The sequence below is a fragment of the Brevibacterium sp. SIMBA_078 genome (assembly GCF_046534565.1).
Classification (GTDB): Bacteria; Actinomycetota; Actinomycetes; order Actinomycetales; family Brevibacteriaceae; genus Brevibacterium.
The window spans coordinates 1-13,437 of sequence record NZ_JAWRYQ010000004.1; the positions used below are offsets into that span (position 1 = coordinate 1).

The 13,437-nt window shown below is 60.9% G+C and carries 12 protein-coding genes; 8 read left to right on the forward strand and 4 right to left on the reverse strand.

Annotated elements, in window-relative coordinates:
- Positions 1 to 153: 153 nt before the first annotated feature.
- Both SB749_RS14830 and SB749_RS14835 read right to left on the reverse strand, forming a co-directional pair.
- On the reverse strand, positions 154 to 1,008 hold the full coding sequence (locus SB749_RS14830) for a hypothetical protein (RefSeq protein WP_410710988.1): 855 nt from the start codon (positions 1,006 to 1,008) through the stop codon (positions 154 to 156).
- Between the two features lie 536 nt (positions 1,009 to 1,544).
- Entirely contained in the window at positions 1,545 to 1,862 is a 318-nt protein-coding gene (locus SB749_RS14835) for a VOC family protein (RefSeq protein WP_410710989.1), read from the reverse strand.
- Between the two features lie 406 nt (positions 1,863 to 2,268).
- Here SB749_RS14835 and SB749_RS14840 point away from each other — a divergent pair, with 406 nt between their 5' ends.
- The 5 genes from SB749_RS14840 to SB749_RS14860 are packed head-to-tail and all read left to right on the forward strand — an operon-like array spanning position 2,269 to position 10,770.
- Positions 2,269 to 4,272 carry an N-6 DNA methylase gene (locus SB749_RS14840; protein ID WP_410710990.1) on the forward strand — a complete coding sequence of 668 codons (2,004 nt, stop codon included), beginning with the start codon at positions 2,269 to 2,271 and terminating at the stop codon, positions 4,270 to 4,272.
- Entirely contained in the window at positions 4,269 to 5,543 is a 1,275-nt protein-coding gene (locus SB749_RS14845; protein WP_410710991.1) for a restriction endonuclease subunit S, read from the forward strand. Before SB749_RS14840 ends, SB749_RS14845 begins: the two co-directional genes overlap by 4 nt.
- Before the next feature lie 5 nt (positions 5,544 to 5,548).
- Positions 5,549 to 8,752: a type I restriction endonuclease subunit R gene (locus tag SB749_RS14850; protein ID WP_410710992.1), complete on the forward strand. Its 3,204-nt coding sequence runs from the start codon at positions 5,549 to 5,551 to the stop codon at positions 8,750 to 8,752.
- Between the two features lie 3 nt (positions 8,753 to 8,755).
- Complete coding sequence (locus SB749_RS14855) at positions 8,756 to 9,961, forward strand: hypothetical protein (RefSeq protein WP_410710993.1); 1,206 nt, start codon at positions 8,756 to 8,758, stop codon at positions 9,959 to 9,961.
- The gene (locus tag SB749_RS14860; RefSeq protein ID WP_410710994.1) at positions 9,958 to 10,770 is read left to right on the forward strand and encodes a GIY-YIG nuclease family protein; all 813 of its coding nucleotides are present in this window, start codon (positions 9,958 to 9,960) and stop codon (positions 10,768 to 10,770) included. Before SB749_RS14855 ends, SB749_RS14860 begins: the two co-directional genes overlap by 4 nt.
- Before the next feature lie 42 nt (positions 10,771 to 10,812).
- Here the strand turns inward: SB749_RS14860 and SB749_RS14865 are convergent, their stop codons facing one another.
- Together SB749_RS14865 and SB749_RS14870 are read right to left on the reverse strand one after the other, a co-directional pair.
- Positions 10,813 to 10,980 (reverse strand): hypothetical protein, encoded by a 168-nt coding sequence (locus SB749_RS14865; protein WP_410710995.1) that lies wholly within the window; start codon positions 10,978 to 10,980, stop codon positions 10,813 to 10,815.
- A gap of 244 nt (positions 10,981 to 11,224) precedes the next feature.
- Entirely contained in the window at positions 11,225 to 11,467 is a 243-nt protein-coding gene (locus SB749_RS14870) for a helix-turn-helix domain-containing protein (protein WP_410710996.1), read from the reverse strand.
- A gap of 144 nt (positions 11,468 to 11,611) precedes the next feature.
- On the opposite strand from SB749_RS14870, the gene SB749_RS14875 reads away from it, so the two are divergent.
- The 3 genes from SB749_RS14875 to SB749_RS14885 all read left to right on the forward strand — a co-directional run bounded on the left by SB749_RS14875 (position 11,612) and on the right by SB749_RS14885 (position 13,342).
- Entirely contained in the window at positions 11,612 to 11,929 is a 318-nt protein-coding gene (locus SB749_RS14875; protein ID WP_410710997.1) for a histone-like nucleoid-structuring protein Lsr2, read from the forward strand.
- Positions 11,926 to 12,384, forward strand: a complete 459-nt coding sequence (locus SB749_RS14880) for a hypothetical protein (protein ID WP_410710998.1) — start codon at positions 11,926 to 11,928, stop codon at positions 12,382 to 12,384. The genes SB749_RS14875 and SB749_RS14880 overlap by 4 nt, the downstream gene beginning before the upstream one ends.
- Before the next feature lie 73 nt (positions 12,385 to 12,457).
- On the forward strand, positions 12,458 to 13,342 hold the full coding sequence (locus SB749_RS14885) for a hypothetical protein (RefSeq protein ID WP_410710999.1): 885 nt from the start codon (positions 12,458 to 12,460) through the stop codon (positions 13,340 to 13,342).
- Positions 13,343 to 13,437 lie beyond the last annotated feature (95 nt).

A 13,437-nucleotide genomic window follows, 5' to 3' on the forward strand; every position in this document is an offset into this window, starting at 1 on the left:
ATTGACGCTGTATAGCTCTTGTGTTGAACATCGGTCTAGGCGTCGCGTGGAAAATGATGAAAGTCGATTGGAATTCAGAATCGAAGAAAAGCCGAGAGGTACAGATAATCGATACACGAGCACCCATCTCATGCGAACGGTAATCGCCAAAGTTTAATCGACATCGCTATCGTCTACTCCACCGTGAACAATATCCTCAAGATCGACAAGTATCTCATCCAAGACAGCGTCGTCATCGTCTCCAATCAGTCGAGATAGCCTCTTCTTGACCCACTTGTCAAAGCTAGTGGAAGTTTCCGAGTTGATGACCGAAGCAAAATCCGACGCCTCGAGCACTCCGCGATTCGATGCGTTGTTGATAATAGCGATGAGTGAGCTGATATCCTTTGGCTTCGCAATAGGTGTTTTCCTGCGCGGCGCGATTGGTGAGAAAGCTCGCCTCACCTCGGCGCGTAGAGAGCTCAGCTGCTCGATTACTTCGAAGTTACTCTGAGCCACCGGGTCAACGCTGTCTGCAAGCTGAATAAAACGTTTCGCGTCAGAAAGCGGCGTAACAATCTCTCCGGATTCTCCTACTGCAAACTTGGAATAGTTGGATAATAGAGTCTGAGCCTTCTCAAGCTTCTCCGGATCAGTCGTGTCGTAGCGGACAAGCCTCATGTCTTTCAAATCGAAAGCTGGAGACTCATCATCGCGTTGAATGTGGACCGTTGGCTTCTCGTACCCGTGAGCAATAGCGACCTCATAATAAACATTTGGATTAAATCCCGATAGATCGGCAACAATCAAATCCGCTTCAAGTATCGAGCTAACTATCCTAGAAGTTATCGATCCTGGGTTTACCTCTTCGTCTCCCCTGACAACTTCGTACTCCGATCCCAGTGATTTGCGAATCAAATGCTTGAGCACTGTGTCGGACTGCTTTCGGGACTCGCTACCCTCAGCTCCGATCGGAGAGATCACAAAACAAACTGGCCGATCAACCGCTGGGGTTTCAGTATTCTCCATGAAAATAGATTGTCTTTGAGATCCTGTACGAGCGCAAGACCCACCCCGGCTCTACCGACTTCGCAGTTTGTCGCTCCTGGCAACTTCGGGTGATAACCCAGGGAAGTAAAACTCGGCCCCCGCTGAGCCTGACCGCCCAAGTTCGGAGATCACCCCGCGCCGAGGGGCGAGCGAGAACTTTGCCGACTTAGCCGCATCGGTCGGCATGAGAAGCTCGACGTCGAGCAAGTGGATCCGCGACCTTGGGGTCGAAGTCTGACTTCGGCAAGGCCTAAGAGTTGATACCCTGTGCCAGCCGTGCACAGGGATAACATCGAGCTCGCAGCGACTGAGCGGATCTCACTACTACTGAGCGGTCCGTTGCGCTCGGCCGATCGGTTGCAAGCTTTGAGGGAGGCTTGCGGAGCCACGATACATTCCCCGATCCCACCGTTAGGTGAGGCCGGGGCCATCTTCATTTCGGCAGACTATCCCGCTTCCGCCGGCGGGTGCTCAGCGATGCAAAACAGGTTCCCTTCGGTATCGGCGAGCGTCGTCTATCGAACGTGAGGATGCTCGTCGAGGACGTCCCATTTCACGGTCGCACCAAGCGAGACGGCCCGGTCGACGTATGGACCGCGCTGGCCCCAAGGAACAGTGGGATCGACATGGGAGTCCCGATGCTCCGGACGCGGTGTGGTCCGCGGCTGGAACATCATCGGGACGCCTCCGCTTTCGTAAGCCGGAAGGTACTCCATCCCCGAGCAGTGGTTCGGTACCACGTCGAGGAAGCTCGCCCAGTAATCGCCGAGCGCCTCGGGGTCGTCTGCTTGGACGTTCCAAGCGCCGCGTGTCAGTGGAACGTGTTCTGTCATGAGTGTGGAACGTGTTCTGTCATGAGTATGGCCTTCCCTGGTGTTCGCGAATATCGACAGTGCGTCAATCAATGTGTGAACATGCATATTCCGCGAGAGGCGGTCCCGGACGGTGACAAGCCCCTATATGCCCATCGATAGTGCCCTCCTTGGCCATGGGAAAGCAGTCCAAGAGTTCGGCTGGGTCTCTGGTAACTGCGCTTATAAGGGCATGGGCGAAGCGTGCCGTCGCGTGACCAGAGGTGCTGACGATTCGGCCGAACGAAGGTTGTCTGCGTTGGAGTTCCTGGTATCGATGTCTGTCTGATCGAGGCATCGCTGAGCTATTTCGTCGTTGCGTCACACCTCACCGGTAGTATCGAGTCAACTCACAATTTTGTCTCGTCTACCAGGAGAATTCTCGATCGTGTCAGCTCTGTCAGGCTTCGTCTGGAGTGTCGCCGACACTCTGCGCGGCCCCTACTCCGAGTCCGAGTACGGCTCAGTCATTCTGCCCTTCACAGTGCTGCGACGCTTGGAGTGCGTCATGGCCCCGCATCGAGACGTGATGGCGGAGATCGTCGCTGGCTACGAAGGGGAACAGCAGCGGCGCACGCACCTGAAGCTGAAGACCCGAACGACCGACAACCCAGGCTTATCGTTCTGGACGACGAGCAACTACACGCTGAAGAAAGCGCTCCAGGACCCCGACAACCTCGCAGAGAACCTCATCGACTACGTCGGCGGGTTCTCGACGAACCTCGACGTGTTCAAGTCCTTCGACTTCGAGAACATCATCCGCACTCTCGACAACCGCGAGCGACTGTCGCAGGTGACCCAGCACTTCGAGGGCATCGACCTGTCTCCGGATGCAGTGTCGAACGCCGATATGGGCGACCTGTTCGAGAACCTCATCTACCGCTTCGCCGAGTCGGCCAACGAAGGCGCGGGTCAGTTCTACACGCCTCGCGACGTCGTCCGCCTCCTGGTCGATCTGCTCTATGCCGATGACGCGGACGCTCTTCGTGGTCGAGGTACCGTTCGGTCAATCTATGACCCGACTGTCGGCACCGGTGGCATGCTCAGTGTCGCCGACGAGCACCTGCGCAGCTTCAGCCCGGACGCGTCGACGGCCCTGTACGGGCAGGAGATCAACAAGCGCACCTACGCGATCTGCAAGGCCGATCTGCTCATCACCGGCCAAGACCCGACCAACGTGCGTCAGGGCGACACGCTCACCACAGACCGGTTCGAGGACCGTCAGTTCGACTACGTCCTGTCCAACCCTCCCTTCGGCACCGACTGGAAGGCCGTCGAGTCGCAGGTGAAGGCCGAGCACGCCCGCGGAGGTCAGGGACGCTTCGCGCCGGGGCTTCCTGCCGTGGGCGATGCGGCGATGCTCTTCCTCCTGCATGTCGCCTCGAAGATGCGCGACGTCGACGAGACGGGGCGCGGGGGCAAAGCCGGCATCGTTCTCAACGGTTCGCCGCTGTTCAACGGTGGGGCCGGCTCAGGGCCGTCGGAGATCCGCGGTTACATGCTCGAGAACGATCTCGTCGAGGCGATCGTGGCGCTGCCGAACGACATGTTCTACAACACCGGCATCGCGACCTACCTGTGGATCCTGTCGAATGCGAAGCCGGCGGATCGCAAGGACACGGTTCAGCTCATCGACGCGACCAAGCTGGGTACGAAGCTGCGCAAGTCGATCGGGTCGAAGAGGAACGAGATCCCCGACGCGCACCGCGATGCCGTCGTTCATGCCTTCGCCGGCACATTGAAAGAGGACGACGTCGAGGTCCCGGTGAAGGCGTTCAACAAGCGCGACTTCGCATACTGGACCGTCACAGTCGAGCGTCCGCTGCAGCTGCGGTTCCAGTGCACACCCGAAGCGATCAGCGCCTTCGCGGAGCAGAAGACCCTGGCGAAGGTCGAAGGGCTCACCGAGGCGCTCGAGGCGTTCGGCGACGAGGTGTATCTGAACCGGGAGAAGTTCGACAAGGCGCTCGGCCGTCACCTCGGCGACCACGGCGTGCGGCTCACGCCCGCGCAGCGAAAGAAGCTATGGCAGACGATCGGCGTCCACGACGAGACCGCCGACTACTGCCGGGTGCAGTCTGGCAAGAACAAGGGCCAGCTAGAGCCTAATCCTGATCTGCGCGACACCGAGAACGTGCCCTTCGGCTGGGGAGACCACCCCAAGACGCATGGCGCGTTCCAGGAAACTGTGCAGGCCTATTTTGACGCCGAAGTGAAGCCGCACGTCGCCGATGCGTGGATCGACTGGGACAAGACGAAGACTGGCTACGAGATCCCCTTCACGCGCCATTTCTACGAGTACGTGCCGCCCCGACCTCTCGAGGAGATCGACGCCGATCTCGAGCGCGTCGTTGGCGAAATCATGTCGCTGTTGCGGGAGGTGGAGTTGTGACTCGTTCACGCGCCAAGTTGAAGCACATTGCCGGGAGAGGTCAGTACGGCCTCAACTTTCCGGCGTCCGAATATGTCGCCGATGGTGTTCGGCTGATCAGAACTACCGATCTGGCCGGCGGTCACTTGACGGCAGCGGAGAATGGGATATTTGTTCCGGAAGAAGCAGTCTCGACTCAGCATCGATTGTCGTACCGGGATCTTCTGCTTTCGCGTTCTGGGACCATCGGAAGAGCCTTCTTGGTACCCGAGGAAGCCTCGGGGATGGCATGGGCGGGCTTTTTGGTGCGATATACACCCACGCCTGATACGGACGCCCGTTTCCTTTACTACTGCACTCAGTCAGCAGATTTCCAAGATGCAGTAAACGCCGATGCTATTACTAGTACAATCCAGAATTTTAACGCTGACAGGTACGATAATCTGGTTGTCCCCGTCCCGCTTCTCGGCGAACAGCGCGCCATCGCCGACTACCTGGACCAGGAGACGGCCCAGATCGACGCACTCGTGGCTAAGCAGGAGGAACTGATTCGCCGGCTCGAGGAGCGCCGACTTGCAGTCATAACCGCCACAGCGTTGACGGGGCTTCGGCACGAAGCGGCAGGCGAGCACGATATTTCGCGCTGGGGGAGCTCACTCGCTGTGGAGCCGTGGCTCTCAAGAGCGCCGGAAAGCTGGGGGATGGAGCGGTTCAAGAGCGTCTGCCTGCCGCGATCCGAGCGCAATATTGCTGGCACTGAGATAATGCTGTCGTTGACGGTCAGAGGTCATCTGGTCGATCGGGCCAGCATGACTATCCAACAGAATGCCTCGGACTCATCGATCCCTCGTTACTTTGTCGCCCGTCCGAACGATCTTGTAGTGAACCCGATGTGGTTGATCGGCGGCGCGATCGGGGTCTCTGACAAGCGTGGAGCGGTTAGCCCCGACTATCGTGTCTTTAAGATTAATGAGGCGCTATACCCCTGGTATTTGCATGCAGTGCTTCGCTCCGCGCCGTATTTCGATCAGTACAAACTTTATACCCGCGCAAATACCACCTTCGATAGACGAATTAAGCAGAACGACCTCGACAACCTGCCCCTTCCGATTCCGCCTCTCGACGAGCAACGCGTGATCGTCAAACACATCGACGAACAGACTTCCCGCATCGACAAACTCATCACTAAGGCTGAGGAACACATCGCCTTGGCGAAGGAGCGCCGGTCGGCGCTGATTACAGCGGCCGTGACAGGACAGTTCGATGTACGCACAGCACGAAAGGCTGGATGAAGACGATGGCGTCACCAGACGGCACCCGCGAGGAAGCGCTCGAAGTGGAGATCGCCGAATACCTCGGCGCGCGTGGCTGGCTCTACAGCCCGAACGATGACGGCTATGACGCGGACCGCGCGATCTGGCCCGAGGACGTGCTCTGGTGGCTGAGCGAGACCCAGCCGGAAGAGTACGCGAAGGTCGTGCGCGTTGCCACGGGTGCCGAGCAGGCCGACCAAGAGGCACTGCTGTCGACGCTCGTCACGCGGCTGGACACCCCGATGAGCTCGGGCGGCGGTACTCTTAACGTGCTGCGTCGGAAGTTCTCGCACACACGTGGGGCGACGGCGCACTTCCGGATGTGCCAGTTCAAACCGGCGACGACGCTGAACAAGACCGTAACGGAGCAATACGAGAAGGTGCGGCTGCGCGTTGCCCGGCAGGTGTACTTCTCGCCGAAGCGAGGCGACAAGCGGTCGATCGACCTCGTCTTCTTCGTCAACGGGCTGCCGGTCGCCACGTGCGAGTTGAAGTCGTTCTTCAAGCAGCAATGGCGCACTGCCGTCACGCAGTACCGGAAGGACCGCGAACCGGCTGGCCAGCCGCTGCTCGGTTTCGGCACGCGCGCGCTGGTGCACTTCGCTGTCGATGACGACCAGGTGCACATGACGACGAAGCTCGCGGGGGAGAAGACCTACTTCCTGCCGTTCAACCTCGGCCATGACGATACCGGTGCCGCGGGGAACCCTGCGAACCCGACCGGCCCTGCGACCTCGTACCTCTGGGAGGAGGTGCTGCAGCGGGAGAACTTCCTCTCCGTCCTCGGGACGCAGATGTTCCTCAAAACCGACGTGGACGAAGATCCGGCGACGGGGAAGATTACGCGCTCGACGGCGCTGATGTTCCCGCGCTACCACCAGTGGCGTGCGGTGAAGAATCTCGTCGACACGATCGGCGATGAAGGACCCGGCCGCAGATACCTCATCGAGCATTCTGCCGGCTCGGGGAAGACGAACACGATTGCCTGGACGGCGCACCGCCTCGCGCGCCTGCACGACCGGTCGAACGAGAAGGTGTTCGACAAGGTCATCATCGTCTCCGACCGCCGCGTTCTCGACGCGCAGCTGCAGCAGGCCGTCGAGCAGGTCGATGACACCGGCAGCAGCGTCGCGGTCATCGACTCAGCGGCTGTGCGCCGCTCCGGCGGCTCGAAGTCCCGAGCGCTGCTGGACGCGCTGACCGGATCGTCGCTGATCATCGTCGTCACGCTGCAGACATTCCCATTCGTCAAAAACCTGTTGGAAACAACGCTCGGTACGAAGAACTTCGCGGTGATCGTCGATGAGGCTCATACCTCTCAGTCGGGCAAGACTGCGGCGGAGCTGAAGAAGGTGCTCACCGAGGGCGGCGAGGTCGCTGATGATGAGGGCGAGGTCGACGGTCAGGACGTGATCAACCAGCTCGTCGAGGCTGACACTGATATGGAGCGCCAGATCGCGTTGGAGACGGCGGCGCGCGCAGGGGCCAGGAACGTGTCCTTGCTAGCGTTCACCGCGACGCCGAAGGCGAAGACGAAGCAGCTCTTCGGGCGTCCCGGTGACGACGGCAAGCCGATCTCGTTCGACGTGTACCCGATGCGCCAGGCGATCGAGGAGGGCTTCATCCTCGACGTCCTGCGCGGCTACCAGACCTACAAGACAGCGTTCGAGATCGAGCAGCACGGCCAGTCCGGCATCGCCACGGGGATCGGCCCCGAGGACGACACGCTTGTGGATCCGAAGACCGCGACGCGGAAGATCATGCGGTTCGCGAAACTGCATCCGACGAACATCGGCCAGAAGGTCGAGATCATCGTCGAGCACTTCCGGGCCAACGTCGCGCACCTGCTGGAGGGGCACGCGAAGGCGATGGTCGTCACCGACTCCCGCCAGGCTGCTCTGCGGTACAAGATCGAGACCGACAGGTACCTTAAGCAGCGCGGGTACGGGTATCAGTCGATCGTCGCGTTCAGCGGCAAGCTGAGCGATGAGGACTACGGCATCGAGGACGCGACCGAGGCGTCGATGAACCCCGGCACCGGGTCCGACCTCGCACGCGAGTTCCGTCGTCCTGAATACAGGCTCATGATCGTCGCCGACAAGTTCCAGACCGGCTTCGACCAGCCGTTGCTGTGCGCGATGTACGTGGACAAGAAGCTACCGGACGTGCACGCGGTTCAGACGCTGTCGCGCCTGAACCGCACGTACCGTGCGCCGTCGGGGGAGATGAAGGACCGCACTTTCGTGCTCGACTTCGTCAACGACCCCGATGACATCCTTGAGGCGTTCTTGACGTACTACCTCGAGGCTCACGTGGAAAAAGAGACCGACCCGAACCTCGTCCACCAGCTGGCGACGAAGCTCGCTCAGGCGCGGATCTACACGCCGAAGGATGTCGAGCGCTATGCAGAGGCCTGGTGGGCGAAAAAGCAGACGCATGCTGCACTGTCTGCGGCCGTGACTCCCGCGCGCAATGAGTTCCTCGCCCGCTGGAACGACGCGAAGGTTAGCGAAGACAGTGAAGCGCTCGATGAGCTTCGAACGTTCCGGAAGGACTGCGGCTCGTACGTCAGGCTGTATGACTTCATGTCACAGGTCGTGGACTATGGCACGAGCGACCTGGAGAAGCTCGCCGAGTTCTTGCGTCAATTGGTGCGGCTGTTGACGATCGATGGGGAAGAACCGGACGTTGATGTCTCGGGCTTGGAGATGCGCCGTGTCCGGCAGATCGACCAGGGCAGCGCCGACATTGCGCTGTCCGGTGATCAGGAGACGCCCGGCCTGCAGGGCATCACGGGTATCGGAACTCGCGTGTCGCACCAGGATCCGGAGCAGGCGCTGCTGTCGGAGGTGGTCTCGAAGATCAACGAGCTGTTCGGGTCCGAGTTCGCCGACCCACAGATCGAGGGCTTCGTCCGCGCGGCAGCCGGCATGGCCGAGGAAGACCCGCGCATCGCCGACCAGATCGACCACAACGCTCTCGACCAGTTCATGGCCTCACCGGAGCTGCGCGAGACCCTCACCGACGCTGCGGTGCTCAATGAGGGCGCGTTCGGCAAGCTGACGGGTGCGCTCACAGGCGAGAGTGATCGCGCTGATGAGTTCATCCGCCTGATCGGGCAGTATCTCTACCAGTCGCGGCGGTTGCGAATGGATGACGAGGGCCGCTCGGACGGCCAGGCAAGGTAGGACATGACGACAGGCACCCAGCGTTATCGCTCACACAAGGTCTGGGAGACCCTGGAACTGAAGCTGGACGCACTCAAAGCGGCTCGATACGACGAAGCCAAGGCGGAGCAGATGCGCGAGGACGTCGTCGAGTGGCTGTCCGAAGCCAAGAAGTCGAAGCTCGCCCAGCAGCCTGCTCTGTACCTCAGCGCTCTCGATGAACTGAGTGCCGCGCTCAATGAGCTGCAGACCGGCGACGGCGAGTTCCGCCAGTACATAGGTGTTCAGTACCAACCGCAGAACCCGCAACGGATCTGGCGATTGCAGGGAGCGCTACGTGCGCTCCCGCTGCCCCCGCCCAAGGAGCTCGCGAGAAATTACGTCGAGCTTCTCGACAACGAGATTGCGGCCCGCACGACGCGTCTCGATCAGTTGGAGGACAAAGTTGAAAAGACGGAGGCTTCGCTCCAGGCGCGCGTCGATGAGCTCGACGGCGTTAGCAAGCGTCTCGATACGTTGGCCTCCGACATCGAGACTGAACGCAAGAACATTGCAGACGTCAGCTCTTCGGCCGAGGCGAAGATCGACGACGAGTGGAGCGAAGCGATCGGAAAGTGGGAGAAGCGGCGCGCCGAGACTGATCATGAGCACGATGCCAATGCCCTGGAGCATGTGGCGATTCTCGCGGCTACGGCAAGCGCTGGCACTGCTCTCGCTGAGCACGCCGCGGGAGACCTCAGCGCTAGCGACTGGTACGGGCGGGCGAAGCGAGAGCGACTCGCTGCCCAATGGATTCGGGCGGGTGCTCTGGCGGCGTTCATCTTCGCCGGGGCCGTCGGATACTTCATCGTCAGCGAGGCCATCGCCAACAATTTCGACATTTCAGTCGGCGGCGGCATCCTGCGAGCCTCGGTCGCTGTCGTTATTGGTGCGTTCGGCGCGCTCTTGCTCCGTGAGGCCGGCCGACACTTCCGGGAGGCTGATACAGCAGAGGACGTCGCGCTGTCCCTCAGGGCACTGGCCCCGTTTTACGCAAACTCTGACGACGATGTCCGGCTCAGCGCACGAGTTCAGGTCGGCGACGCGGTGCTCGTTAAGAACGTCCTCTCTCGTTTCTCACACCGTGACGCCGCCAAGCACGCCGGTGACGTCGACGCTGCCCAACTGCCGGACCTCGTGAAGGATGCAGCGAAGGCTCTCGGTAAGCCGGAGGAGCCCAAGGCTCCATGACCCTGACCCTCGACGCGATCCTCCGCAGCGCCGGTATTGACCCGGCCGAGACGCAGGCGATCCGGCACGCTTTTGTACGCGAGCACGAGGACTCGGGAATGCCCGGCGTCAACGCGAACTCGACCGACGAGGAGATTCTCGCGTACACGCGCGAACAGTCGGCGAGGCCGCGGATATTCCCGGCGATGCCGCCCAAGCGCTGGATAGTTTTCCTGCCTGAAGGCCGTGACCGGGCAAGACTGTGGTCAGTGCTGGAGAACCGGGGTGAAGTGACCAACGACGGTGCTCGACGCACCTTTGACCTCGTTGCCACCGACCATCTCGCTGACCTCGCAGGTCGACTCGTGATCGGCTGGAGGTCCCCGCGTGCCTGGCGACTCAACGGACCGACGGCCGCCGCCTACCCAGTCCTAGAGATCGCCGACGCGCAGCCCGTTCCGTTCCCCGGATTCGACTGGCTCGTCCTCGACCATTCTCAGCTGCAGGCAATCATGCGCGAGCATATGTACGCCTCGTGGAGAACAGCGCTGGCCTCCGTGGTCGGCATCTACCTCATCACCGACACCCACGACGGTCGTCAGTACGTCGGCAAGGCCGACGGCGCGGATAGCATTAGCCAGCGTTGGAGCGCCTATGCGACCAACGGTCACGGCGGCAACGTCGAACTGCGTAACGTCGACCCGAACAGCTTCCGATACTCGATCCTGAGAGTCTTCGACCCGGCAACGCCGACTCGCGTGATCGACCAAGCCGAGCGCCATTTCAAACTCGCGTTAGATACGCGGACCCACGGGCTCAATCGCAACTGAATCATCGCGCGGCGGAGAGCGCTGCTTCGAACGACTGGACGGTCACCTCAGGTCGTCGAACGGGTCGACCACGCTGTACACCCCGTGCTCTGGGCAGGTGAACGCGATCCTCATGCCCGCCTCGGTCGGCACTGGCTCAGGCTTGCAGTCGCTGCCGCACTCCGAGCAGGTGCGGTAGGACTCGTCGTCGGGCGAAAACGGATCGGGCACGTCTCCAGGGTACTGCGGTAATCGGATTCGCTGCTTCACGAATGCCTTGGGGGAGGAAGCAGAGGCATTGTCTCCGCTCTGCTCGAGACGACGCGCATTCTTCTACCGACGTCTGCGTGAGCGTGAGGGCGGCCATTTCAGCAGTGCCCACCGCTTCAGATGACTCGGCTCGAAACTACGCCAAGTGAGTCAATGTTTCGATGCGACTAGACTCCTCCAGTCAGAACTGCAGCTTTCGATGAGGTCAGTCACCTGATCGAGGAGTAGAGGGATCCGCCAGCAACGACAGAGGCTCGATCCCGAGCTTTTCTGCCAAGGCTGTGAGCGAGTCCAGTGACATGTTTCGCTCGCCCCGTTCCAACGAGGCCACGTAGGTGCGGTCGTATCCGAGGTGTTCAGCCCACGTTTCCTGGGTGAAGCCGCGTTCTAGACGAATGGCACGGAGATTCGTCCCAAGTCGTTGGTTGAGTGGACCTCTTTTCTGCACTCAAACAGATTCACTCGGTGGTACTTATAGATCCACGTACTTATAAGTATCATTGAAGTCATAATGACCGATCGATAGGCAACGAGAGCCGAGCAATGCGCTACCTGTTCGCCGGCTCACAACGAGATGAAACGGAGAAAGATCATGGTGACAAAGACGATTCTGGTCTCCGATCTGAGCGGCGAGCCCGAGGCAGAGACCGTGACGATCGGGTGGGAGGCCGCCTGGTACGAGACGGAGCTGACTGCGTCGGAGCGCGCTGAGCTCGATAAGATGCTCGCCCCGTACATCGCGGCCGGCAGGAAGGCGGTGAAGAAGCCGTCGAACCGATTCGTGCCTGACACGACTGTCGAGGAGCGCGAGGAGATCCGCGCCTGGGCGAAGCGAGAGGGCTACGATGTCGCCGAGTACGGCAAGATTCCGAATAGGGTTTACAAGGCCTTCACGGCTGTGCACGCATGACCCGCATCGCACCGATCAGGTACTACCAGGGCCGCGTCGCCTACCCGAGCCAGGAGCAGATGCGGCGGGTGCGGGCGCAGTGCGACTTTATCGAGAACGACGACGGCGGCAGGCCGACCGAGGACCGCGACTGCGCGCACGCGCAGCGGATCATCGCGCGCGGATCCTCGTCGCAGATCCGACAGATCGACGAGCAGGCCCAGCAGAAGTTCTTCGATTACATAGGCTACAAGCACGGCTTCCGCGTGCTCACGCACGAGCAGAGCAGCGACTCGTACCGAGGCGAGGTGACGATCACCCACGAGATCGTCTACGTCATTGAGTCGCAGCCGACGAAGGGGTACGTGAAGCTCACGCTGAAGTCGGAAGTTCCACAGGTGCCAAACGACGGATTCGGAGGCATCTTCAGTGGCGAGGAAGTGAACGAGATCCGCCGCATGTTCGACCGGAAGTAGGCGACGGCCGAACTCGGTTCTGGAAACGTCTACGGAGACGTGACCAGCGCGGTCAACTAAGGAAAGCGATTTTATGTTCGAGGAAAGCAAGCCACCCGAGGCCGGGGCGCTGCTGACGCGAGTGCCGGGCCGTGCGCGATCACGTGCCAAGGCGCAGGAAGACTTCGATGAGTGCGCCGAGCTGCTGCGCCGACGCTACAAGCCCGAGTTCCGAGATCTCTTAGTGCCGAAGGCCGCGAATATGTACCGCTGGCGGGTGCAGTTGGAGTGCGGGTGCGTCTACGAGCTCTTCACTCGTGGGAAGGACGACTTTCCGGACAATCAGAACTGGAATGCTCCGCGACCCAACCGCAAGCTCCCCAAAGGAGAGTTCTGGTGCATGAACGATCACGGCCAGGGAGGCGAGATCTATCGAGACATCGTCGAATGGCTCGACTCCGAGATCAAGGAATTCCCGCCGGATCCCGAAGAGCCTCCGTGGGAGGACATGGACGCCGATTTCTGGGCCAAGGTCCGGCAGCGTGAACGCCACTCGTCCACCTTCTGGCGCGTTCGGCTCTCGTGCGGTCACGTCTTCGAGCACGTGGTCACCGAAGTCGGATGGAAGCCGGAGGACGGTCCGAAGCTCGTCAGCGAAGAACGCGCCGCGCAAATGCGGCGTGACTTCGAATCGTACTGGTCCAGCGCCGCCGAATGGCCAACGACGGAGGCTGAACGAGACCATGAGCGGCGGATGATCGATCAACGCTGGCCGAGACCGGAGCCGGAGCAGGACTGCCGCACCTGCCGCTTCGCCCAGCGGATCACCGGGTACCAGCGAATCGGCTGGCTGGTGCCACGGACGACCCAGAAAAAGACAGGTATGAAGCTTGACGAGCAGCAGAGGAAGAAGGCAGAGACTCGCCTGGCGAAGATCGAGGCCGAAGCGCGGCAGCTGCGCGAGAAGCTTGGTGGCTAAGCAGGCTGTTAGTCGCGGCGAGCGAGTGCGATCGTCCTGGACCGACGGGTGATGTTCCGAGAGGGTGGTCCGTGGTGTTGGCCGTAGGGGCGATC

What these genes read in the sequence shown, in the direction of transcription:
- SB749_RS14875 (WP_410710997.1), top strand. Translation starts at nt 11,612, where the DNA reads ATGGTGACAAAGACGATTCTGGTCTCCGATCTGAGCGGCGAGCCCGAG.
- SB749_RS14880 (WP_410710998.1), top strand. Translation starts at nt 11,926, where the DNA reads ATGACCCGCATCGCACCGATCAGGTACTACCAGGGCCGCGTCGCCTAC.
- SB749_RS14830 (WP_410710988.1), bottom strand. Translation starts at nt 1,008, where the DNA reads ATGGAGAATACTGAAACCCCAGCGGTTGATCGGCCAGTTTGTTTTGTG.
- SB749_RS14855 (WP_410710993.1), top strand. Translation starts at nt 8,756, where the DNA reads ATGACGACAGGCACCCAGCGTTATCGCTCACACAAGGTCTGGGAGACC.
- SB749_RS14885 (WP_410710999.1), top strand. Translation starts at nt 12,458, where the DNA reads ATGTTCGAGGAAAGCAAGCCACCCGAGGCCGGGGCGCTGCTGACGCGA.
- SB749_RS14860 (WP_410710994.1), top strand. Translation starts at nt 9,958, where the DNA reads ATGACCCTGACCCTCGACGCGATCCTCCGCAGCGCCGGTATTGACCCG.
- SB749_RS14850 (WP_410710992.1), top strand. Translation starts at nt 5,549, where the DNA reads ATGGCGTCACCAGACGGCACCCGCGAGGAAGCGCTCGAAGTGGAGATC.
- SB749_RS14835 (WP_410710989.1), bottom strand. Translation starts at nt 1,862, where the DNA reads ATGACAGAACACGTTCCACTGACACGCGGCGCTTGGAACGTCCAAGCA.